The organism is Staphylococcus sp. FSL K6-0223, assembly GCF_038008285.1.
In genome coordinates, this window is record NZ_JBBOYX010000001.1 from 708,433 (window position 1) to 732,203 (window position 23,771).

Below are 23,771 nucleotides of genomic sequence, written 5' to 3' on the forward strand. Positions count from 1 at the left end.
AAGTATTAAGTGTTATCATACTAGACATTATAAAGTGAAAGCAGTTGAATTGCGATAAAATTGTTTGTGATATGACACTGTTTTTGAATACTGAAAGGAGTCTTTTATAATGAATAATGAGCAAGTTTTATTAGCAAAATATCCTGAAGGTATCCCCCAAGATGATACATTTAAATATGAAAATATTGACATAGTTGATCCGAAAGAAAATGAAATTCAAATTGAATCTTTATATATATCTGTCGATCCATATATGCGTGGAAGAATGACTCAAGCTGATTCTTATGTGGAGCCTTTTAAAATTGGCGAACCTATTCAAAGTCACATTGTAGGCAAAATTATTAAATCAAATTCTGAAAAATTTAATGAAGATGACATTATTGTAGGTATGTTACCATGGAAGCGTATTAATACAGTAAATGAAGAGAATGTAAGTAAAATATCTAATACAGATGTACCACTTTATTTATATTTAAGTACGTTAGGTATGACAGGTCAAACAGCTTATCACGGTTTATTAGAGATTGGTCAACCAAAAGAAGGCGACACTGTAGTAGTTTCAGCAGCTTCTGGTGCAGTAGGTGCTGTGGTTGGTCAAATTGCTAAAATCAAAGGTGCTACAGTAGTAGGTATAGCTGGTGGAGATAAAAAAGTGAATTATCTAACAGAAGAATTGGGTTTTGATGCAGGCATTGATTATAAAAAGGATGATTTTGCAGAAGCATTAGCAAAAGCCGTACCGAATGGCGTAGATGTTTATTTTGAAAATGTAGGTGGCACAATAGCCGATGAAGTTATGAAACATCTCAACCGTCATGCACGTATTCCTGTTTGCGGTACGATTTCTAATTATAATAATACTGAACAAGAAAAAGGTCCACGTGTACAAAGCACATTAATTAAACATCAAGCACTGATGCGTGGTTTCTTGGTAGCGGAATTTTCCGATGACTTTGAACATGCAAGTAAAGAACTGGCAACGTGGATACAAGAAGGAAAAATTAAAACAAAAGTATCTATAGAAGAAGGATTTGAATATTTACCAAAAGCGTTCAGAAACTTATTTACAGGTGAAAACTTTGGCAAACAGATCGTTAAAGTGTCAGAGAATGTATAATTTAAAATTCAGTAAAAGGTAGGTATATACTTATGAAAGCTATAGGATTTAAACAACCATTTAAATTAGAAGAAGGAAATGTATTTGAACCATTTGAATTAGATATGCCCCAGCCATCTTCTAGAGAGTTGCTTGTTAAAATACAAAGTATAAGTGTAAATCCGGTTGATACAAAACAACGCCTTACTGAAGTTAAAAATTCTCCGAGAATTTTAGGTTTTGATGCAGTAGGGACGGTTCAAAAAACTGGAATAGAGGTTACAATGTTTAAGGAAGGCGATATTGTATTTTATTCTGGTGCGCCTAATCAACATGGTTCAAATCAGGAATATCAACTTATTGATGAACGATTAGTCGCAAAAGCACCTAAAAATCTTTCGGCAGAACAAGCTGCTAGTCTTCCGTTAACTGGTATTACAGCGTCAGAAACTTTATTTGATGTGTTTAAAATTTCAGAGAATCCAAATCAAAATAAAGGGAAAACATTACTTATTATCAATGGCGCAGGTGGTGTTGGAAGCATTACGACTCAAATTGCTAAGGCATATGGTCTAAAAGTCATTACAACTGCGTCACGTCAAGAAACAATCGATTGGTCAAAAAAGATGGGTGCAGATATCGTACTCAATCATAAAGAAGATTTAAAATCTCAATTAGAACAACAGCACATTGAAGCGGTAGATTTCGTATTTTGCACGTTTGATACAGACATGTATTATGAAACAATGATAGATATAGTGAAACCAAGAGGACATGTTGCTACGATTGTAGCTTTTAAAGGATCACAAGATTTAAATTTATTAAAAACAAAAAGTGTTTCCTTTACACATGAATTTATGTTTACAAGACCTATTTTTCAAACAGAAGACATGATTAAACATCATTATTATTTAGAGGATATTGCTAAAAAAATTGAGAATGGTACGTATCAAAATACAACGACAAAAGTCATCAATGGCTTAACAGCAGAACATTTATATGAAGCACATCAAATATTAGAATCCAATTCCATGATAGGAAAACTTGTTATAAATGTAGAAGAATAGAGAATGATTTAACACCTCTTAGTGTCTATAAATAAGACATTAAGAGGCGTTTTTATTATTTTATAATATATCAATTTGATTAATTATAAAAATTCCAATATATCGTTAGATATAACATGAATAGGGTATAGAATTTCTAACTATCAGAAAGGAGAATAATATAATGCGAAAAAAATCTATAAGCATTGTATTTTGGATTGCATTAGCTATCTGTACATTATTTGTAGTGTATGGAGCGATATTACCTAAGCAATTAGAAGCAATCACGCAAAATATTACATCGTTTATTGCAGTTAATTTTTCTTGGTATTATCTTTTACTAGTTTTAATTATATTTTTTATTTGCGTATACTTATTATTTTCAAGATATGCATCCATTACGTTAGGTGTGGAAGGAGAAGAGCCAGAATTTTCATTACTTTCTTGGTTTGCTATGTTGTTCAGTGCAGGAATGGGAATAGGATTAGTGTTTTGGACTACAGCTGAGCCAGTTAGTCATGCCTATAAAGCAACGCCTATACATAAAATTGGTACACAAGCAGCAATTAATGATGCGTTCCAGTTTGCTTTCTTCCATTGGGGAATTCATGCGTGGGCAGTGTATAGCATTGTTGCATTAGTTTTTGCTTATTTTAATTTTCATAAAGGGTATCCAGGTTTAGTAAGCGCAACGCTTGTTCCAATTTTTGGAGAAAAAAGAATGAGAGGACCAATCGGAAGTGCTATAGATGTTTTAGCTGTTATTGCAACGGTTACAGGTGTAGCAGCTACCTTAGGTTTTGGTGCTTTACAAATTAATGAAGGTCTTCACTACTTGTTTAAAGTACCGAGTCATTTCGGCACACAAGTCATCATTATTATTATTGCAACTATTTTATTTAGTTGGTCTGCATGGTCCGGAATTGATAAGGGAATAAAAACTTTAAGTAATATTAATATGATTTTAGCTTTTATTGTATTAATAGGATTATTTCTAGTAGGACCTACTTTATATATTTTAAATACATTTACTAACGGATTAGGAAATTATATTTTTAATTTCTTTAGTATGAGTTTGCGTATTCCAATGGATGGTGGCGCAAAATTTCAATGGGTACAAAATTGGACTATATTTTACTGGGCATGGTGGGTGTCTTGGGCACCATTTGTAGGAATATTCATTGCACGTGTATCACGTGGTAGAACAATTAAAGAATTTATTTTAGGAGTGTTATTTGCTCCAGCTCTTGTATCTTTCTTTTTCTTTGCAGTGTTCGGAGGAGCAGCAGTGTATCTTCAGCATAGTGGAATTGCTAATATTGCTAAAGAAGCAGCAGAAACTGCAACATTTGCCACTTTAGAGCATTTTCCATTGGGATTTGTATTAAGTATTGTTACTTTAATCGTTGTTATGATTTTCTTTGTAACTTCTGCAGATTCGGCTACTTATGTACTTGGAATGTTAAGTAGTAAAGGAGATATTAATCCTAACTCTTTCGTTAAAGTAAGTTGGGGTATTATTATGGCCTTATTTGCGATGATAATGATTTACACCGGAGGAACACAAGCAATTCAGAACTTATTAATTATTGCAGCACTCCCATTTTCCGTAGTTATTATTCTTATGATATGGTCTTTATTTAAAACGTTGAGTTCAGATCATCCGCGGGTATCAAAGAAAGATGTTTTAATGAAAAAAGATAATTTAAAATACAAAAAAACGAATAATATAAAAAAACGAAAATAATTATGAAAAACAGGTTTTTATTGTGTTAAATTTGGGAATATTTAATCTAGAAGGTAAACTTTAATAAATTTAAAAAAATTAAATAAAAAATTTTAATGTTAACGTTTTAAAAAATTTTTAAAGGGTACTTAAATTTTATAATTAAATAATTTCAACAATGACTAAGGAGGTGTGTTTAGAGGTGCATAGATTTAAAAACTTTATCCTTGGCCTATTAATAGTTGCGATTGTTGGTTTCTTATTGTTTATGTACATAGATGATAGTCGTATTAAGCGTTATCAAGACTATTTCTTACAATTCAATTGGTTCCAACCACTATTAATTGGTTTATCTGCTTTACTCGTATTAATTGGTATTATATTGGTATTTAGCATCTTTAAACCAACATATAGAAAACCAGGTCTTTATAAAGATTATAATGATGGACATATTTATGTATCACGTAAAGCAGTCGAAAAGTCTGCATACGATACATTAACTAAATACGATGAAATCAGACAACCAAACGTGGTTACTAAACTTTACAATAAGAAAAACAATTCTTACATTGATATTAAAGCTGATTTCTTAGTACCTAATGATGTGCAAGTAAAATCATTAACTGAAAGCATTAGATCTGACATTAAACATAATGTTGAGCATTTTACTGAAATGCCTGTTAGAAAATTAGAAATTAATGTTAGAGATCAAAAATCTGCCGGACAACGCGTACTATAAGGGAGGGATAACATGGCTGATAATAATCAAAATAGTCAAGATTCTACTCAACAAATTATCGACTTCCTAAAGTCGTATAAATGGCGAATTATAGGTTTCTTTGCATTCTTAATTATTGCAATCTTATTCCTGACTTTAGGGTTCTGGAAAACAATTTTAATTATTGTTTTATGTTTAATCGGAATTGGCGTTGGGTATATGAAAGACCGTACACAAGATTTCATGAACTTCTTAAATCGATGGAGTTAACATTCATTATTTAAGAATTCATATAAATTAAAAAATTAAGTATTAAAAATTAAATTTTATTTAAAAAGGAGAATTCACATGGCTGTAGATAATAACAAAGCTAAACAAGCGTATAATAACCAAACTGGAGTAAATGAAAAAGAAAGAGAAGAACGTCAAGAACAAGCACAACAATACAGAGAAGAACGTCAAAATAATCAACAACATTTTGAAAATAAATTAACGTTCTCTGATGAAGTTATCGAAAAAATTGCTGGTATCGCTGCTCGTGAAGTAAGAGGTATCTTAGATATGAAAGGCGGATTCACTGACAGTATTTCTAGTGCATTCTCAAGCGGTAACAACGTAACACAAGGTGTTTCTGTTGAAGTTGGTGAAAAACAAGCGGCTGTAGACTTAAAAGTCATCTTAGAATATGGTGAATCAGCTCCAAAAATCTTCCGTAAAGTAACTGACTTAGTTAAAGAACAAGTTAAATACATTACTGGTTTAGATGTTGTTGAAGTTAACATGCAAGTTGACGACGTAATGACTAAAAAAGAATGGGCACAAAAAAACCAAAAAAATAACAACAACAATAACAATAATAACAACAACAATAATTTCGAAAGATCAGATTTACAATAATCTTATTGAAAAAAGACCTTGGAATGTTCCAAGGTCTTTTTATAGTTAATATCATTTTTTAACAAGAGACGGAATAACATTCAAATTGAATGTTATTCTGCTTCTTAATTTTAATGTAGTGGATTATTAACTTTAATATAAGTGTAATGATGTGCTTCATCTTCTAAACGCATAGTGGTTACACATTTATAATCAATTGTTGCAGCAAATAAAGTATGAGTAATCTTTTGCATACGTTCTGTATCAACATCAGTCAACTTAGCTAATATATCTTGAATAGTATGACTGATATGATGCCACGTTATTTTTTCAAAATTTATATTTTCTACTTTTTCAGTAATTGTTAATATTAATTCAGCTAGATGATTTTGAACAGTTGAATAGAATACTTTATTAAAAACAGAGGTAGTAGATTGAGTAAGAATTCTAGATTTCTTATGGAAATGTGATGTTTTATACCCCATTTTGTTTAATTGAGTTTCATCAATACGTAATCCTTCGAAATCTCGAATATAGATTTTACTTAAACTACCATCTTGATTAAATGTAGCAATAGAATTTTGTAAATGTGCCTCTAGTGCGATTCCATATTTTACATATAGTGGAATAACTAGTCCTAATAATTGAGTCGCATAATCTTGAATCCATGCATAAGCCGCTTTTTCAAATGTCTTAAATTGATGTGTATGTTGATATCGTTTTATTAAGCTTTCAATCGGCGGTTCAGTATTGTTTGGATAATAAGCAACAAGACTAGACGGTATGACAGGTATTGTATCTTCTTCGATTAATGTATAAATATTTTCTCTAAATAATGTTCCCAGTTGTTCACTACGTTCAGTTTGGATTGTTGAATGATCTTTAGAATTATAAAAATGAATGCCAGCAATTTCATCTAAGGTTTCTATGCGATAAGGTTGAAAATCAGTGTCGTTTTTTAAAATATCATTCACAATTTTAGTAACTAAAGGTCCATTATGCGTTGTTTGTTCAGAAAGCGTACGTATTTCCCCAGTAATATGAACATTTGTAGAAAGTTTAATATGCGGGAATAGTTTAGGATATTTTGGCATTAATGTTCTGAATGATAAGCCAGCATAATAAGGTAAGGTCATATCAATAGGAATAATAAGTTGTTCATCTAGTTCTTGTTGATATTGACTAAGTAAAATATGTTCGAATTGCCAAGGATGGACAACCATTAAATGATAATCTTCAATTCTTATATCATTATATTTATTTAAAAGGTGAGTAAATAATTTATGAAAAGATTGTTGAAGCATATCATTATAGGTTGAAGATAAGGATTGAACATTTGCTATACTATTATGTATGAATACACATTTTAACTGGATTTCTTGACCGTATTCTGAACTATAATGAATATTCTCTTTAGCACTCATCCCTTTACGAAGCTTTGCGCCTGGATGAAGAGGATGACCTTCTATAACTGATTGTTCCGAACGTAAATAACTATCGTCACTTTTTGCAATTAATTCCCATAAGGATTCGTAGTTTGAATGCATATGTTTAGCTTGATAACTTAGTGCCAGAATCATATTAGCAGCACTATTATTTAAATCTTCTCTAAATTGTTCACTAGCAGCGTTATCAAGTTTTGGCTCTTCAGCTAAAATTAAATCTAGAATATCATTTGGATGTTGGATTCTTTCATATTCATGATTATGATGTTTTAAGATATAAAAGGGGCCTTCCACATCTATCCGGTCGAAGGCATATCTCCCTTTTATTTGACTGTAAATATCGATATTTGATTTTGGAAAATGAATACATAATACGTCTTTATCTTTAGAAAACATAGATACGGTTAATTTGTTAGGTCTAATAATCTGACTATTATCTTTAGCGTGTATTAAGTTTTCACGATATAAAGATGTAATAAGACGTTGAGAAATTTTATCTCTACCTATTAAAATATATTGTTTAAAATGATCGATTAAATCAGGATAAAATTCATTTAAATATGTATAAACATCATATTCTTCATTAGTAAGTTGTAAGTTATGATTATTAATGGTTGTATTTTTATTCATATAACACCTCATCCACATTCTACAAAATTATAAATAGTTTGTATAATATCTAACTCTAAAATTAAACCTTTTTAAAAGATAGTTTAAATTTAAGACACAATATTTTAATAAATTCTAAGTTCATGTCATTGCTAGTAACCTTAATTAAATTTATAATTATTAAACTAGTTAAACTTAATTATGAAAACGAATGATAAGGCGGAGGATTTAAAAATGTTAAACGAGTGGAAGCATGCAGATCGAAATATGCAATATAGAGTAGTAAATGCTCTAATAAAGGAAAATATATGGACTCATTCAACTACCATTTTTAAAGAAAATTATTATATAACGATTGAGTTTGAACAAGTGCTTCTAAACGTTCATTATAAATACGAAAGTGCATTATCTCGATATGAATTTGATGGGCCGATAATATATATGAATCATCAACATAAAGAATCAGTGGATAGTCTAGAAAACCTATTAGACATACTAGTAACAGACTTTCATATTGATATCCCATTCCATTTAAAAAGTGAACTTATTCATAGCAGAGATAGTTTCATTGAAGTATATAAAGAATTTGATACACGTCATGAGTATCTTCAAAGACATGATAAATATATAAATGACTCAGAACGATTAAATTTTTTTACTTGGCTAGAAAAGTTGAAAAAAAATAATGATATAGATGACGTACTATATTCTGAAAGCTTAATATTTGAAGGTCATCCTACACATCCACTTACTAAAACAAAATTACCTTTATCAATGGAAGAAGTGAGAACCTATTCGCCAGAATTTGAAAAGATTATTAATTTGAAAGTGATGCTAATACATAATGAGTATGTAAATGTTACAACCATTCTTGATCATTCTCAGTTCATTTTAAATGAGGTTATTCCTGAATATCTTGATGAATTACATACATTCATGAATGATAGAGAACGTTTGCTTAAAGACTATAAAGTCATTTTAGTTCACCCATGGCAATATGAACATACTATTCGTAATAAATTTAAGGAGTGGCTACAAAATCACATTTTGATATCTACTCCATTTCATGTTCCATCTAAAGCAACATCTTCTTTTAGAACAATGTCGCTAATCAATCATCCTTATCATGTGAAATTACCAGTCAATGTTCAAGCTACTAGTGCAGTTAGGACAGTATCTCCAGAAACAACAATTGATGGACCCAAATTAAGTCAAGCATTACATCGTGAATTAAATCAGTATACACAATTAGATGTTGTACTTGAGCCCTATGGTTTATTTGCTAAAACAGATAGTGACGATGCTAGACAACTTGCTTGTATTATTCGTGAAAAGCCTTTTATAAAGAACGATGGTATTTTATTAGTTACAGGTGCATTAGTAAATAAAAATGTAGTAGATAATGAAATCACAGTAGATAGTTACCTTAAATGGATTAATGATGATATCAATCAACATACCATTCATCAGTTTATGCGAAATTATACTCGTCAGCTGGTAACACCTTTATTAGCTTTAATACAAGATTATGGTATAGCTTTAGAAGCACATATGCAAAATACACTAGTGCATTTAGGACCAAAGTATCAAATACAATTTATAGTGCGAGATCTCGGTGGCTCTCGAATAGATATTAAAACCCTAAGTCAAAGATTAAAGCATATAGAAGTGGAAAATAAAAGTTTACTTGCAGACTCAATTGAAGAAGTCATTATGAAATTTCAACACGCAGTCGTTCAAAATCAACTAGCAGAATTAATTTTTCATTTTAAAAAGTATGAATTTATAAAAGAAGAAGAACTTTTTAATATAATTCAAGAAGAAATAGAAGTAGCAATTAATGATACTAAGCCTCATGCAGATACATTAAGAAAAGTTTTATTTGGACCTACAATTACAGTAAAAGCATTGTTGAAAATGAGAATGAAAAAGAAAGTGAAAAAATATCTGAATATTAGTTTAGATAATCCAATAAAAAGAGAGGTGAATTAAGTGTCTCGTATTGTAATCAATTTATCAAAGATTGAATATAATGCACATGTATTAAAAATGTTGTTTGACAGCAAAAATATAGCCATGATACCTGTGATAAAAAGTATTGCTGGAGATGAACATATCATTAAACGATTAATGAAAGTAGGATTTAACTACTTTGCAGAATCTCGACTAGAAAATATTCCTCAGCAATTTACAAAAGATTGTCAATTTTTACTTTTGAGATCTCCTTTAAAGCATCAGTATGAAGATTTGATTAAAAAGAGTTACGTAAGTATTCAAACAGAAATGGCAACAATACATCAGTTAAATCATATTGCAAATGAAATGAGTCATCAACATCAAGTTATATTGATGGTCGATTGGAAAGATCAACGTGAAGGTGTATTACCTTATGATATAGTTGAATATATTCATGAAATAAAACTAATGAATAATATAAAACTTTTAGGTCTTGCATTTAATTTCATGTGTTTTAAGTCTAAAGCTCCAACATTAAATGATATTGACGAAATAAATCAATTTGTTCATCATGTACAATACGAAACAGGAGTATCATTTGAAGTTATTTCTGGAGGTAACTCAAGTATGCTTCCATTATTAAAACAATATGATTTAGGATGTATTAATGAGTTGAGAATAGGAGAAACATTATTTCGTGGTGTGGATACAACTACTAATCAAAATATACCTGAGTTATTTCAAAATGCAATATTACTTGAAGCGGAAATTATTGAAATTAAACCTAGGTATACGAAGACAAAAGAAAGTTACTTACAAGCTATTGTAGATGTGGGATATATTGATACTGTGATTGAAAAAATAAAACCACTCAATCATCGAATAGAAATTATGGGTGCTTCAAGTGATCATTTAATGATAGATTTAAAAGAAGAAATTAACTATAAAGTAGGAGATTGCATACCATTTTCATTAGAATACGAAGCGCTATCACAACTAATGTATCATCAGAGAATGGAAAAATATTATAGTGAAGAACATACTATTTCTCAACGTATTAACAATTTGAATCAATCAAAATATATCAACAACAAATAACGCATTATATAGAATCTGAGACATCAATAGTGTCTCAGATTTCTTTATGCGTTGGCGTTGGCAGTCAACGTTTTCGTGATGGGCCAACGAATTCAAAATAAATTCTGTGCCAATCTTTATTTTTATATTTTATTGACAATGATAATCGTTATCAATAAAATGAAGATATACCTCAATACATATTAAGGAGTGTCATCATGAAAAGAACAACAATTTTTGGAATTATTTCAATATTACTGATTTTAGTATTAACAACTGCATGTGGAAAGGTAAGTAACAATGGTTCAAATTCATCTAATCAAATTTCGTCATCTAAAGATATTATTGAGATTAAACATGATTTAGGAACAACTAAAGTACCTAAAGATGCTAAGAGAGTAGTAGCTTTAGAATTTTCATTTGTTGATGCATTAGTAGCTTTGGATGTTAAGCCTGTAGGAATAGCAGACGATAATAAAAAGAATAGAATAATTAAACCGTTAAGAGATAAAATTGGAAATTATACATCTGTTGGTACGCGTAAACAACCAAATTTAGAAGAAATAAGTAAATTAAAACCTGATTTAATTATTGCTGACAGTAATCGACATAAAGGAATTTATAAGGAATTAAGTAAAATTGCTCCAACAATAGAATTAAAAAGCTTCGACGGCGACTATAATGAAAATATCGGAGCGTTTAAAGTTATAGCTAAATCTCTTAATAAAGAGAAACAGGGTAAAAAACGTTTAGACGAACATAAGAAAAAAATAGCTCAATATAAACAAGAGATTCAATTTGATAAAAATGAAAAAGTACTTCCAGCTGTAGCTTCTAAGTCTGGGTTACTAGCGCATCCAAGTGAATCTTATGTGGGACAGTTATTAGGTGAATTAGGTTTTAAAGAAGCATTAAATAAAGATGTGACGAAAGGATTAAGTAAATATTTACAAGGACCTTATTTACAACTCAATTCAGAAACATTATCTGAAATCAATCCAGAACGCATGTTTATTATGACAAATGGTGCAAGTTCTAATGAACCTTCTTATCAAGAATTGAAAAAAGATCCTATTTGGAACAAACTTGATGCAGTTAAAAATCATAAAATAGATGTGGTTGATCGTGATACATGGGCCCGCGCACGTGGTTTAATCTCTTCAGAAGAAATGGCTAAAGAAATCGTAGAAATCTCAAAAAAAGATAGAAATAAATAGGATGGATTGACAATGACTATACAAAAAAGTAATCGTCTTTCTGCTAATAAAAGATCAATCAAGAAGCGTATGACACTCACCTTTTCAGTGAGTGTTTGCCTTCTTGTTATTTTTGTTTATCTTAATTTAGCCACTGGAACTTTAAATATTCAAACTAAAGATATGTATCATTACTTTTTTACTTCAATTGAAAACAAGCAGACGTTTATCATTCAAAGTGTTAGAATGCCAAGGATGATTGTTGCCATACTTGTGGGAGGTGCCTTAGCTCTGGCTGGTTTACTCATGCAATCTATAACTAGAAATCCATTAGCATCTCCGCAAATATTTGGGGTAAATGCGGGTGCTTCATTTATTATCGTATTAGTGACAGTATTAATGCCTACGATGGGAAACTATGCAACCTATTTAGCGTTTATTGGGGCATTTATTGGTGGGTTAACTGTGTATTTATTATCTGGTTCTACGAAAAAAATAACACCAGTGAAATTAGCTTTAGCAGGAATGGCAGTACATTTGTTTTTTAGTAGTCTTACACAAGGTATTATTTTACTTAATGAAGATTCTAATTCTACTGTTATGTTTTGGTTAGTTGGCTCTTTAAATGGAATGAAATGGAAAGATGTAATGATAATTTGTCCTTGGATTCTTATGGGACTTATCATACTAATTGCATTTGCAAGACAACTTACAATAATGGAATTAGGTGATACACTAGCCAAAAGTTTAGGTCAAAAAACTGAAGTGATAAGAATCATTATCGGATTACTTGTTATTATATTTGCTGGGACATCTGTCTCTATTGTAGGACCTATTGGATTTATAGGATTAATCGTGCCACATATAGTAAAACGTTATGCACCGCATAATTACTTCATTTTAATTCCGTTAACATTTATAGTTGGCGCAAATTTATTGTTATTATCTGATACATTGAGTCGTTTAATTACATATCCCTATGAATCACCAGTTGGAATTGTTACTTCATTTATAGGAGCATTTTATTTCTTATTTATTACTTTAAGGAGAGTGAAACGAATATGACACACCACTCATTAGCTATTCGTTATGCACTTGTCGTTACGATATTAATCATAAGTATATTTATTAGCTTATGCGTCGGCGCAACAATGTATAATCCCGTTAAAGTAATAAATAGTTTATTGATACAAGATGATTTTATTCTAAATGAATATCGTATACCTAGAACACTTTTAGGATTAATAGTAGGAAGTAGTTTAGCTATTTCAGGAACAATCATACAAGGGGTAGTAAAAAATCCTCTCGCTTCTCCAGATGTTATTGGAATGACTAAAGGTGCAAGTTTAGCAGCGATTATAATTATTATGGTTTTTCCCAATGCTCCTTTAATCATTTTACCTATGGGTTCATTTGTTGGTGCATTAATAATCAGTTTAATTTTATCTTTTTTAATATCTCAATTTAATATTAAAGGATCTACCTTGGCATTAATTGGCTTAGCAATTGGTGCTATATGTACAGCAATTGTACAATTTTTACTAATACGAAATCCCATGGATGCAAATAATGCGCTTATATGGTTAACAGGTAGTCTTTATGGTCATACGATAGAAAATGTATATTCAATTTTACCTTGGTTTATTATTACGATTCCAATCGTCATTGCTTTAAGTCATCAACTCGATATCTTAAACCTAGGAGATTCAATAGCGATAGCATTAGGTACACGAATAAAACGTATTAAAATGATACTGTTGATTTTATCAGTGATGTTAGCAGGATCATCTATTTCAATAGTTGGAGGAATCAGTTTTCTTGGATTGATTGCGCCACACATAGCTCGAAAAATCGTCGGATATCGTCATGTTCACGTCGTAATGATGTCTGGTTTAATTGGAGCAATCCTCATTTTATTTAGTGATGGATTAGCAAGAGGTATTCATCCGCCACTTGATATACCAGTAGGCGTAGTTATTGCCATTGTTGGTGTTCCATACTTTTTATTGTTACTTAGAAGAATTTAAATGTTAAAAGAGTGAGATCGTATTCACAGTGAATGCTATCTCACATTTTTTGTGGAATTTTAAACTTTTGTATATTGCAAGTTATTTGAAAATAAGATATAGTAAAGTACATATTGTTTATAAAAATACATATAAAGTTATATTTATATAATTAATAGACGTTAATTTCGATGAAAATACAAAATAAATGAATAAATACAATTACCTATACAAATAGAGAGAAGGGTGAATATTGGAGAATTATAACAAACAGGAAAAAATAAAAGGAAGAATAAAATTTATATCGATGTCAATCATTGGTATTATTTTATTTTTAATACCTATTCCAAATGTACAAGATGGGGAGAAACAAACAACATTACCAGTGGCATTTTTGGCAAATTGGTTAAAAGATTTATTAGGACCTGCAATGTCAATTCTCATTATTACAATCATTACGTTATCGACTATTTTGACTATTTTATTTTCAACAATTTTAAAGGATAAAGTAAAACCAGGTGGTCTTATCGCGAATGCATTTCAAGTAGGCCCAGTGTGGATGATATTAAGAGTACTTGCAGTTGTATTTGCTTGGATGACTTATTTTAAAATTGGAAGTAAAGTGATCTATTCAGAAGATACGGGCGGATTAGTATTTAATGACTTATTACCTACATTAGTAGCAGTATTCCTTTTTGCTGCCTTATTTTTACCTTTATTAATGGAATACGGTTTATTAGAATTTTTAGGACCATTGTTTAGACCAATCATGAGACCATTATTTACTTTACCAGGACGATCAGCAGTTGATAATTTAGCCTCATTTATAGGAGATGGAACAGTAGGCGTGCTTATTACAAGTCGTCAATATGAAAAAGGTATTTATTCAAAAAGAGAATCAATAGTAATTTCTACAACTTTTAGTGTTGTATCGATCACATTTGCTATTGTTATTGCTCAAACTATTGGATTACAACAAAAGTTTTTTGTATTTTATTTAACAGTAATTGTTTCTTGCTTAGTTGCAGCGATGATCATGCCAAGAATATGGCCACTAAATCAAATTCCGGATGATTTTACGAAAGAAGTATCTGAAAGTACACGACTTGAAAAACTTCCAGAAGGAAAAACTGCATTAGCTCACGGTTTTGATGAAGCTACAATTGTAGGGCTAAAAGCACCAGGAGTTAAAGAATTTTTTAAAACGGGAATTAAAACGGTGATTGATATGTGGTTTGTTATTTTACCAGTAGTTATGAGTATAGGGACTATTGCTACGATAATAGCAAATTATACACCAGTATTTGAAATCATAGGAAAGCCATTTATTCCTATATTACAATTACTTCAAATTCCTGAAGCTGCAAAAGCATCCGAAACTTTACTTATTGGTTTTGCAGATATGTTTTTACCTTCTATCTTAATAGCGACGGTGCACAGTGAATTGACACGATTTGTGATTGGTGCTTTAAGTATATCTCAATTAATTTATCTATCTGAAGTGGGCGGTGTGATTTTAGGTTCTAAAATTCCAGTCAGTCTCGGAAAGTTATTTATGATATTTTTAATTAGAACTGCAATCACATTACCAATTATTGCTTTAATGGCACATTTATTACTATAAAAAAGAAGCAGGGTAAGGATTGATGAATGCAATTCCAATTCCTTCCTGCTTCTTTTTCTATTCTAAAGTTGATAGTACGTTTGCTTTTACAATTTCACTTGTTACTACTGGTGAATCTTCTGTTGAAGATTTTCCAGTATTTTTATGTGCTTCTTTAAACGCATCACTTTGGGTCCAAGCTTTGAAGTTTTCTTCATTGTCCCACCATGTATTAACATACATATCTTCAGTATCATTAGTATTGTCAATTTGCCAAACTTCAATTTTTCTGAAACCGTCTAGTTGTTCAATCTTACCACCTTTAGTGAAACGTGGTGCCATTTTTTCAGCAAATCCTTTTTTTACAGTAATACGATTTGTAACAACAAACATAGTCAGACCTCCTTGCTTATTTATTTTAATAATATACAAATTCAAAGATATATCAAATAAAACACATGTAATAAATAAGAAAAATAAACGTTTAAAGAAAGGTATCTATATACCGAAAATATGTTCGTATTTTAAGACTATTTATGTTAATATATCTTTAATAAAGGAGAAGATAAATGACAGGAAAAACGCATGTAGCTGCTGGTTTGCTTGTAGGAGCAATAACAGTTGACCATTATCATACAGATCTATTTTCTACTGTAACAGTAATTTGTTTAGCAATAGCAGGAAGTTTACTTCCAGATATTTGTCATACAAGAAGTAAGATTGGAAGACAATTTAAAATTCTTAGTTTGCTCGTTAGTACTATCTTTGGGCATCGAACATTTACGCATTCATTGTTATTCTTAGGTATGATAGGTTTTTTACTTATTTTAATTCAAACTCCGACTTATTATTTAGTTACTATTATCGGTGCAATGGCTTCTCATGTTATACTAGATATGTTGACACCTAGAGGGGTAAAGTTACTTTATCCAATACCTTTAGCGATTAAGTTTCCTTTTACTTTCAAAACTGGTGGTTTTTTAGATGCATCCTTATCAACAGCATTTAGTATTGGAGCAATATACATAATATTTCAAGAGTTTATAAATGAAATTTTGAAATATGTGAGCCATTCATTGTCCGGATGATATCAATGAATATGATGGATCATCTTTCTTGTCTTAATATCAAATTTATAATTAATATGATAAATATATTTGAATGACACGAACTATCTATAAGGAGAGTTATAAATGCTAGATCAAAGTAAATTAGAAAAATACAATCAAGAACATTTAATTGAATATGAGAAAATGATGAGTAGTAATGAAAAAGAGCAATTAGATGAAAAAGTGAACTCATTAGATTTAGAATTTATTCAAGAACTTTATCAAAGTTTATATGTTAATCGTAAAACAATTACAGATGTTACTGCAGTTTCTGAAGTTGATTATAAAATTAAGGAAGCATTCACTGAACAAGATCGTGAATATTATGAACATAAAGGAATAGAAGCAATAAGAAATGGAGAATTTGCTGTTGTTCTTATGGCTGGTGGTCAAGGCACACGTTTAGGTTATAAGGGACCTAAAGGTTCTTTTGAAATTGAAGGTGTAAGCTTATTTGAACTTCAAGCAAGACAACTATTGCATCTAAAAAATGAAACAGGACATTGTATTAATTGGTATATTATGACTAGTGATATTAATCATGAGGAAACATTACGTTACTTTGAAAACCATGATTATTTTGGTTATAACCCAGAACGTATTCACTTTTTTAAACAAGACAACATTGTGGCTCTAAGTGAAAATGGTAGACTGATTTTTAATGAAAAAGGCTATATTATGGAAACACCTAATGGTAATGGTGGGATATTTAAATCGCTAGAGCATAAAGGTTATTTAGATAAAATGGAGAAAGATGGCGTAAAGTTCATTTTCTTAAATAATATTGACAATGTGTTAGTAAAAGTTCTTGATCCAGTATTTGTAGGATTTACAGTAGTAAATGATAAAGATATCACATCTAAATCTATTCAACCTAAAAAGGGTGAAAGTGTTGGACGATTAGTTAGTAAAGATAATAAAGATACTGTACTTGAATATTCAGAACTTGATGAAAATGTAGCGAATACATTTGATAATGCAAATATTGGCATTCACGCATTTAAGTTATCATTTATAAATCAAGCGGTAAATAATGATTTACCATATCATTTAGCCATTAAAAAATTGAAACAACTGGATGATGACTTTGGTTTGATTGAAAAAACATCTTTAAAATTTGAACTATTTTATTTTGATATTTTCCGATATGCGAATAGTTTTATTACATTACAAGTTCCAAGAAAAGAAGAATTTTCACCCTTGAAAAATAAAGAGGGAAAAGACAGTGTAGAAACTGCAACTGATGATTTAAAACGAATGAATGTAATTTAAAGGATGGTGGAATACGATGTCTAAATCATCTCAGCATACAAAAGATAATGTAATTGAATCATTTAAAGACATCATTCCACTATCTTTTGGCGAGGAAATTGGTAATGCAACCTCACATGGTGTTGCTGCACTAATGACTTTATTTTTACTGCCTTATGCAGCAGTACATAGTTATAATGAGTATGGAACACTAAGTTCTATTAGTGTCTCTATCTTTGTTATTAGTATTTTCATGATGTTTATTTCCTCTACTGTATATCATTCAATGAAAAATAATACATCGCATAAGTATATATTAAGAATTATTGACCACAGTATGATATATGTAGCAATTTCTGGAACGTATACACCAGTCTTACTAACAGTTGTTGGAGGTTGGTTAGGATGGCTGGTCTTTTTGTTATTATGGGGAACAACAATATGGGGTATTCTATATAAGTCAATTTCAACTCATGTAAATTCCAAATTAAGCTTAATTGTTTACTTAGTTATGGGATGGGTTGGTATTATATTTTTACCTGTGATTATTATTAGAACATCTTGGTTATTTATTTTATTTATCGTATTAGGTGGTCTTTCTTATACTATTGGAGCATGGTTTTATGCACAAAAAAACCGTCCATATTTTCATATGATATGGCATATTTTTATCGTTATTGCATCACTCTTTCATTTTATAGGAATCGTATATTTTATGTAGACCTAGTTGAAAGGTTATATCATTGAGAATAACTTAGTTTATTAAGTGCTTATTTAGAAACAGGACTATGAATTCAAAAAGAATTCTATCCTGTTTTTTCTTTTTTTAATAATACATTAAAATTGTTTATGAATATAATTAAGGATATTCTATATTATGAACTTTTTAAATATATAGGAGGGCAAAGATGAAATTAAAATCAATAGGTATTGTAGTGACTTTGGTTTTAACAATGTTTATGGCAGCAATTGAAAGTTCAATTATTTCACTAGCATTGCCTACCATTCGTAAAGATTTGAATGCTGGTACAGCAGTGCCATTAGTCTTTACCGTTTATTTTATAGCACTTGTAGTAGCAAATCCTATTGTGGGTGAACTTCTCACAAGATTTAAGATTCTATATATAGCTGTAGTCGGCATACTATTATTTGGTATTGGAAGTTTTATGTCAGGCATGAGTGAGACGTTTATAATGTTAATTATTTCAAGAGCCATCCAGGGACTTGGCGCAGGAGTTATGATGTCTTTGACTCAAATTGTACCAAAACTAGCATTTGAAATTCCGCTTCGTTACAAAATAATGGGCATCGTTGGAAGTGTCTGGGGAATTTCAAGTATTCTTGGACCATTATTAGGTGGTGGAATATTAGAAGTTGCAACATGGCATTGGTTGTTTTATATCAATATACCAATAGCATTGATAGCTATTGTTTTAGCTTTTCTTACTTTTCATTTTCCAGAAGAAGCGGAAGTACAACATATACACTTTGATGCAAAAGGATTATCTTTGTTTTATATTTTTATCGGACTTCTTATGTTTAGTTTATTAAATAAAACAGGTGTTACTTTTAATATTATTGCATTAATACTAGCAATAGTTATATTATTCGTTTTATTCAAATATGAAAATAAAACAGATATGCCTTTTTTACCAATAAATGAATTTAATAAATCAATTACACTGGTATTTATAACTGATTTACTTATAGCAATATGTCTAATGGGGTATAACTTATATATACCTGTTTATTTACAAGATTATTTAAAATTATCTCCAATACAAAGTGGATTAGTTATATTTCCACTTTCTGTTGCATGGTTAGCTTTAAACTTCAACTTAGCTAAAGTAGAATCAAAATTTTCAAGAAAAAAACTATATATCGGAGCTTTCATATCATTAATTTTAAGTAATATGATTTTAGTATTTGGACTTCATATTCCTCTTATTATTGCGGGAGCTGTGATTCTTGCAGGATTGAGTTTTGGCTTTGTTTATACTAAAGACAGTGTGATTGTTCAAGAAGAAACAAGTCCTAAATATATGAAAAAAATGATGTCATTCTATGCATTAACTAAAAATTTAGGATCATCTATAGGATCTACATTGATGGGGTCATTATATGCACTTCAATTTGGTTTATTAGGAGGTAACTTCTATAATATATTAACTGTAAGCACAATTGTTGCGCTTATATTAATTTTAATGTGGGTATTTTTATTTGAAGAGAATAAAGAAGGTATAAAATAATAATTTTAAGTTACTATATATAAATGATAAAGTGGCATTATAAAGTATGGATGAAAAGAGGAGGAAAGAGAGAAATGAAATTTTCTAATCAAAAATTTAATGGTATCTTTCCGACTCTTCTTATTCTTCTTATTTTTATTCTATCAGGTTGTATATTTTTAATATTTTTAGGATTTGGGTTATTTGGATTAAGTCGAATTCTTATTTTTTTAAAATTAGGATTCTTTACATACAATAAGGATTTATTCAGCAATTTAGTATATTACGGTAGCTATATAGTATTTGGATACTTTTTGCTATTTGCTATTGAGCATTTAATGGATTATTTTAGAAAGCAATTACCTAATAATCCATATTTTAATGGAACACTATTTCATTTAATTTCATATGTGATTACGACTATTCTATTCTATTTTGTTATTCATATTCATTACGTATATATTAAAATTGAATTTTGGGTTATTGCATTAATTATTGGAATACTATATTTATGTAAAATGATTTTTTATCCAGATAGCGAAGACTTGAATGATAAGAAGTAAACATAAGCTATAAATTCTTGATAAATTCAACACAGATTATAAGTAAATTTGTTAAAATGTAAATATAAAGAAACTTAAGGGGGATAATGAGTTGTTAACGGTAGAACAAGTAAAAAAAATAGTGGGAGACTTAAAAGACCCAATTATTAATGTGCCTTTAAAAGAAACAAAGGGAATTGTAGAAGTAAAAATAAAAGAAGAAATTCAACATGTAAGTGTTAAAGTTGCTATGGCTCAATTAGGAGGACAACCACAGCTTGATTTGCAAATGTCAGTGGTTAAAGCTTTAAAAGAAAACGGAGCAAATACAGTGGGCATTCGTTTTGAGGAACTACCTGCTGAAGTTGTGGAAAAATATACAGGAAAAGAAAAAGAGAAACCTAAGACAATTGAGGGATTATTATCACAGAATAATCCAGTGGAGTTTATTGCAATTGCTTCTGGTAAAGGTGGAGTAGGGAAATCAACTATAGCCGTAAACTTAGCAGTAGCATTAGCGAGAGAGGGTAAAAGAGTAGGTCTCATAGATGCTGACATTTATGGTTTTAGTGTTCCAGATATGATGGGGATAGATGAAAAGCCTGGTGTTCAAGGAAAAGAGATTATTCCTGTAGAACGTCATGGTGTTAAAGTGATTTCAATGGCATTTTTCGTTGAAGAAAATGCACCAGTTATTTGGCGTGGTCCTATGTTAGGAAAAATGTTGACGAATTTCTTTGTTGAAGTTAAATGGGGAGAGTTAGATTACTTATTACTTGATTTACCTCCTGGAACAGGGGATGTAGCTCTTGACGTTCATTCAATGTTACCAAGTAGTAAAGAAATAATAGTAACTACACCACATCCAACAGCAGCATTTGTAGCAGCAAGAGCTGGAGCTATGGCTAAGCATACAGAGCATTCTATTTTAGGTGTTATTGAAAATATGAGTTATTTCGAAAGTAAAGAAACTGGAAAAAAAGAGTATGTATTTGGTAAAGGTGGAGGACGTAAACTTGCGGACGAGCTCAATACCCAATTGTTAGGAGAACTACCTCTTGAACAACCTTCTTGGAATCCTAATGACTTTTCACCATCTATTTATCAAGAAGAAGATCGATTAGGAAAAATCTATAAAACAATTGCGCAAAAAGTAATTGCTGCAACAATAAAATAATAAATAAAAATTAGTGTAAAAGTGCTCGAAAAAAATATCATTTCGAGCGCTTTTTCTATTGCAAAATATAAAAATTCTGATAGAATATCTTTTTGTGAGCAAGTTAGAAGAATTGCTTAAAACAAAAATAAAATTATTAAAATAATTTGTTGACACTAAATGAATTGTTTGATAAGATATAAAAGTCGTTTTCAAGAAGTGTTAATACATTTTAAAAAATGTAAATTCGGTGTAAAATTTACCATTGCAAAATCTTGAAAAACGATATAAAATATTAAAAGTAATCGAAATTAGTTATTGACTTTCGAAATTGAAGTTGATATAATTTAATAGATTATATTTTAAATGAACATTGAAAACTGAATGACAATATGTCAACGTTAATTCCAATAAAGTAACTTAAATGTTACAAACACTATTTAGTATTATGAGCTAATCAAACATCATAAATTTTTATGGAGAGTTTGATCCTGGCTCAGGATGAACGCTGGCGGCGTGCCTAATACATGCAAGTCGAGCGAACAGACGAGGAGCTTGCTCCTTTGACGTTAGCGGCGGACGGGTGAGTAACACGTGGGTAACCTACCTATAAGACTGGGATAACTTCGGGAAACCGGAGCTAATACCGGATAATATTTCGAACCGCATGGTTCGATAGTGAAAGATGGCTTTGCTATCACTTATAGATGGACCTGCGCCGTATTAGCTAGTTGGTAAGGTAACGGCTTACCAAGGCAACGATACGTAGCCGACCTGAGAGGGTGATCGGCCACACTGGAACTGAGACACGGTCCAGACTCCTACGGGAGGCAGCAGTAGGGAATCTTCCGCAATGGGCGAAAGCCTGACGGAGCAACGCCGCGTGAGTGATGAAGGTCTTCGGATCGTAAAACTCTGTTATTAGGGAAGAACAAACGTGTAAGTAACTGTGCACGTCTTGACGGTACCTAATCAGAAAGCCACGGCTAACTACGTGCCAGCAGCCGCGGTAATACGTAGGTGGCAAGCGTTATCCGGAATTATTGGGCGTAAAGCGCGCGTAGGCGGTTTTTTAAGTCTGATGTGAAAGCCCACGGCTCAACCGTGGAGGGTCATTGGAAACTGGAAAACTTGAGTGCAGAAGAGGAAAGTGGAATTCCATGTGTAGCGGTGAAATGCGCAGAGATATGGAGGAACACCAGTGGCGAAGGCGACTTTCTGGTCTGTAACTGACGCTGATGTGCGAAAGCGTGGGGATCAAACAGGATTAGATACCCTGGTAGTCCACGCCGTAAACGATGAGTGCTAAGTGTTAGGGGGTTTCCGCCCCTTAGTGCTGCAGCTAACGCATTAAGCACTCCGCCTGGGGAGTACGACCGCAAGGTTGAAACTCAAAGGAATTGACGGGGACCCGCACAAGCGGTGGAGCATGTGGTTTAATTCGAAGCAACGCGAAGAACCTTACCAAATCTTGACATCCTTTGACCCTTCTAGAGATAGAAGTTTCCCCTTCGGGGGACAAAGTGACAGGTGGTGCATGGTTGTCGTCAGCTCGTGTCGTGAGATGTTGGGTTAAGTCCCGCAACGAGCGCAACCCTTAAGCTTAGTTGCCATCATTAAGTTGGGCACTCTAAGTTGACTGCCGGTGACAAACCGGAGGAAGGTGGGGATGACGTCAAATCATCATGCCCCTTATGATTTGGGCTACACACGTGCTACAATGGACAATACAAAGGGCAGCGAAACCGCGAGGTCAAGCAAATCCCATAAAGTTGTTCTCAGTTCGGATTGTAGTCTGCAACTCGACTACATGAAGCTGGAATCGCTAGTAATCGTAGATCAGCATGCTACGGTGAATACGTTCCCGGGTCTTGTACACACCGCCCGTCACACCACGAGAGTTTGTAACACCCGAAGCCGGTGGAGTAACCATTTGGAGCTAGCCGTCGAAGGTGGGACAAATGATTGGGGTGAAGTCGTAACAAGGTAGCCGTATCGGAAGGTGCGGCTGGATCACCTCCTTTCTAAGGATATATTCGGAACATCTCATAGAGATGATACGGATTAACGTGACATATTGTATTCAGTTTTGAATGTTTATTTTTAAACATTCATGATTAATTGAATATTG

General features: G+C 31.5%; 20 protein-coding genes and 1 rRNA gene. 19 read left to right on the forward strand and 2 right to left on the reverse strand.

The genetic code is table 11. From position 1 onward, the window contains the following. Positions 1 to 109: 109 nt before the first annotated feature. From MHI13_RS03420 to MHI13_RS03445, 6 genes are all read left to right on the forward strand, one after another. The gene (locus MHI13_RS03420; RefSeq protein ID WP_048762038.1) at positions 110 to 1,117 is read left to right on the forward strand and encodes an NADP-dependent oxidoreductase; all 1,008 of its coding nucleotides are present in this window, start codon (positions 110 to 112) and stop codon (positions 1,115 to 1,117) included. A gap of 32 nt (positions 1,118 to 1,149) precedes the next feature. After that, a complete protein-coding gene (locus MHI13_RS03425) occupies positions 1,150 to 2,163 on the forward strand; it encodes a zinc-binding alcohol dehydrogenase family protein (RefSeq protein ID WP_017175378.1) in 1,014 nt (337 codons plus the stop codon). Positions 2,164 to 2,326: 163 nt separating this feature from the next. Beyond that, positions 2,327 to 3,889, forward strand: coding sequence for a BCCT family transporter (locus tag MHI13_RS03430; protein ID WP_017175377.1), 1,563 nt, complete (start codon positions 2,327 to 2,329; stop codon positions 3,887 to 3,889). Positions 3,890 to 4,070: 181 nt separating this feature from the next. Continuing rightward, positions 4,071 to 4,607, forward strand: a complete 537-nt coding sequence (gene amaP / locus MHI13_RS03435) for an alkaline shock response membrane anchor protein AmaP (protein WP_002448415.1) — start codon at positions 4,071 to 4,073, stop codon at positions 4,605 to 4,607. Positions 4,608 to 4,619: 12 nt separating this feature from the next. Next, positions 4,620 to 4,856 carry a DUF2273 domain-containing protein gene (locus MHI13_RS03440; protein ID WP_002448488.1) on the forward strand — a complete coding sequence of 79 codons (237 nt, stop codon included), beginning with the start codon at positions 4,620 to 4,622 and terminating at the stop codon, positions 4,854 to 4,856. Positions 4,857 to 4,934: 78 nt separating this feature from the next. Continuing rightward, on the forward strand, positions 4,935 to 5,483 hold the full coding sequence (locus tag MHI13_RS03445) for an Asp23/Gls24 family envelope stress response protein (RefSeq protein ID WP_002448598.1): 549 nt from the start codon (positions 4,935 to 4,937) through the stop codon (positions 5,481 to 5,483). Between the two features lie 110 nt (positions 5,484 to 5,593). Here the strand turns inward: MHI13_RS03445 and MHI13_RS03450 are convergent, their stop codons facing one another. Then, positions 5,594 to 7,537: an IucA/IucC family protein gene (locus MHI13_RS03450; protein ID WP_145423086.1), complete on the reverse strand. Its 1,944-nt coding sequence runs from the start codon at positions 7,535 to 7,537 to the stop codon at positions 5,594 to 5,596. Positions 7,538 to 7,750: 213 nt separating this feature from the next. Between MHI13_RS03450 and MHI13_RS03455 the strand changes: the two genes are divergently transcribed. The 6 genes from MHI13_RS03455 to MHI13_RS03480 all read left to right on the forward strand — a co-directional run bounded on the left by MHI13_RS03455 (position 7,751) and on the right by MHI13_RS03480 (position 15,375). Next, positions 7,751 to 9,508: an IucA/IucC family protein gene (locus MHI13_RS03455; protein ID WP_070547841.1), complete on the forward strand. Its 1,758-nt coding sequence runs from the start codon at positions 7,751 to 7,753 to the stop codon at positions 9,506 to 9,508. Next, on the forward strand, positions 9,509 to 10,570 hold the full coding sequence (locus MHI13_RS03460) for an alanine racemase (protein ID WP_048682211.1): 1,062 nt from the start codon (positions 9,509 to 9,511) through the stop codon (positions 10,568 to 10,570). It abuts the gene before it with no gap. Between the two features lie 197 nt (positions 10,571 to 10,767). Next, entirely contained in the window at positions 10,768 to 11,766 is a 999-nt protein-coding gene (locus tag MHI13_RS03465) for an ABC transporter substrate-binding protein (RefSeq protein WP_017175373.1), read from the forward strand. Between the two features lie 12 nt (positions 11,767 to 11,778). After that, positions 11,779 to 12,810 carry a FecCD family ABC transporter permease gene (locus tag MHI13_RS03470; RefSeq protein ID WP_017175372.1) on the forward strand — a complete coding sequence of 344 codons (1,032 nt, stop codon included), beginning with the start codon at positions 11,779 to 11,781 and terminating at the stop codon, positions 12,808 to 12,810. Next, positions 12,807 to 13,772: a FecCD family ABC transporter permease gene (locus MHI13_RS03475; RefSeq protein ID WP_017175371.1), complete on the forward strand. Its 966-nt coding sequence runs from the start codon at positions 12,807 to 12,809 to the stop codon at positions 13,770 to 13,772. Before MHI13_RS03470 ends, MHI13_RS03475 begins: the two co-directional genes overlap by 4 nt. A 286-nt stretch (positions 13,773 to 14,058) precedes the next feature. Beyond that, complete coding sequence (locus MHI13_RS03480; RefSeq protein WP_080983430.1) at positions 14,059 to 15,375, forward strand: YjiH family protein; 1,317 nt, start codon at positions 14,059 to 14,061, stop codon at positions 15,373 to 15,375. Between the two features lie 57 nt (positions 15,376 to 15,432). On the opposite strand, the gene MHI13_RS03485 is transcribed toward MHI13_RS03480, so the two are convergent. Then, entirely contained in the window at positions 15,433 to 15,747 is a 315-nt protein-coding gene (locus tag MHI13_RS03485) for a heme oxygenase (protein ID WP_048680627.1), read from the reverse strand. Between the two features lie 176 nt (positions 15,748 to 15,923). Here MHI13_RS03485 and MHI13_RS03490 point away from each other — a divergent pair, with 176 nt between their 5' ends. From MHI13_RS03490 to MHI13_RS03520, 7 genes are all read left to right on the forward strand, one after another. Continuing rightward, on the forward strand, positions 15,924 to 16,442 hold the full coding sequence (locus tag MHI13_RS03490; protein ID WP_017175369.1) for a metal-dependent hydrolase: 519 nt from the start codon (positions 15,924 to 15,926) through the stop codon (positions 16,440 to 16,442). Positions 16,443 to 16,547: 105 nt separating this feature from the next. Next, entirely contained in the window at positions 16,548 to 17,735 is a 1,188-nt protein-coding gene (locus tag MHI13_RS03495; protein WP_019835205.1) for a UTP--glucose-1-phosphate uridylyltransferase, read from the forward strand. A gap of 16 nt (positions 17,736 to 17,751) precedes the next feature. Next, positions 17,752 to 18,435: a PAQR family membrane homeostasis protein TrhA gene (trhA, locus tag MHI13_RS03500; protein WP_019835206.1), complete on the forward strand. Its 684-nt coding sequence runs from the start codon at positions 17,752 to 17,754 to the stop codon at positions 18,433 to 18,435. Positions 18,436 to 18,622: 187 nt separating this feature from the next. Next, a complete protein-coding gene (gene sdrM, locus MHI13_RS03505; protein WP_070547845.1) occupies positions 18,623 to 19,963 on the forward strand; it encodes a multidrug efflux MFS transporter SdrM in 1,341 nt (446 codons plus the stop codon). A gap of 74 nt (positions 19,964 to 20,037) precedes the next feature. Next, complete coding sequence (locus tag MHI13_RS03510; protein ID WP_017175365.1) at positions 20,038 to 20,505, forward strand: SepA family multidrug efflux transporter; 468 nt, start codon at positions 20,038 to 20,040, stop codon at positions 20,503 to 20,505. Positions 20,506 to 20,596: 91 nt separating this feature from the next. After that, entirely contained in the window at positions 20,597 to 21,661 is a 1,065-nt protein-coding gene (locus tag MHI13_RS03515) for an Mrp/NBP35 family ATP-binding protein (RefSeq protein WP_048762029.1), read from the forward strand. Positions 21,662 to 22,113: 452 nt separating this feature from the next. Next, positions 22,114 to 23,664: ribosomal RNA gene (locus MHI13_RS03520) — 16S ribosomal RNA — on the forward strand. Positions 23,665 to 23,771: the final 107 nt, after the last annotated feature.

Excerpts from the sequence above, each read along its gene's own strand:
- MHI13_RS03445 (WP_002448598.1), top strand. The coding sequence starts at position 4,935 with ATGGCTGTAGATAATAACAAAGCTAAACAAGCGTATAATAACCAAACT.
- MHI13_RS03420 (WP_048762038.1), top strand. The coding sequence starts at position 110 with ATGAATAATGAGCAAGTTTTATTAGCAAAATATCCTGAAGGTATCCCC.
- MHI13_RS03425 (WP_017175378.1), top strand. The coding sequence starts at position 1,150 with ATGAAAGCTATAGGATTTAAACAACCATTTAAATTAGAAGAAGGAAAT.
- MHI13_RS03495 (WP_019835205.1), top strand. The coding sequence starts at position 16,548 with ATGCTAGATCAAAGTAAATTAGAAAAATACAATCAAGAACATTTAATT.
- trhA (WP_019835206.1), top strand. The coding sequence starts at position 17,752 with ATGTCTAAATCATCTCAGCATACAAAAGATAATGTAATTGAATCATTT.
- MHI13_RS03465 (WP_017175373.1), top strand. The coding sequence starts at position 10,768 with ATGAAAAGAACAACAATTTTTGGAATTATTTCAATATTACTGATTTTA.
- MHI13_RS03455 (WP_070547841.1), top strand. The coding sequence starts at position 7,751 with ATGTTAAACGAGTGGAAGCATGCAGATCGAAATATGCAATATAGAGTA.
- MHI13_RS03430 (WP_017175377.1), top strand. The coding sequence starts at position 2,327 with ATGCGAAAAAAATCTATAAGCATTGTATTTTGGATTGCATTAGCTATC.
- MHI13_RS03475 (WP_017175371.1), top strand. The coding sequence starts at position 12,807 with ATGACACACCACTCATTAGCTATTCGTTATGCACTTGTCGTTACGATA.
- MHI13_RS03485 (WP_048680627.1), bottom strand. The coding sequence starts at position 15,747 with ATGTTTGTTGTTACAAATCGTATTACTGTAAAAAAAGGATTTGCTGAA.
- MHI13_RS03470 (WP_017175372.1), top strand. The coding sequence starts at position 11,779 with ATGACTATACAAAAAAGTAATCGTCTTTCTGCTAATAAAAGATCAATC.
- MHI13_RS03440 (WP_002448488.1), top strand. The coding sequence starts at position 4,620 with ATGGCTGATAATAATCAAAATAGTCAAGATTCTACTCAACAAATTATC.
- sdrM (WP_070547845.1), top strand. The coding sequence starts at position 18,623 with ATGAAATTAAAATCAATAGGTATTGTAGTGACTTTGGTTTTAACAATG.
- MHI13_RS03450 (WP_145423086.1), bottom strand. The coding sequence starts at position 7,537 with ATGAATAAAAATACAACCATTAATAATCATAACTTACAACTTACTAAT.
- MHI13_RS03490 (WP_017175369.1), top strand. The coding sequence starts at position 15,924 with ATGACAGGAAAAACGCATGTAGCTGCTGGTTTGCTTGTAGGAGCAATA.
- MHI13_RS03510 (WP_017175365.1), top strand. The coding sequence starts at position 20,038 with ATGAAATTTTCTAATCAAAAATTTAATGGTATCTTTCCGACTCTTCTT.
- MHI13_RS03480 (WP_080983430.1), top strand. The coding sequence starts at position 14,059 with ATGTCAATCATTGGTATTATTTTATTTTTAATACCTATTCCAAATGTA.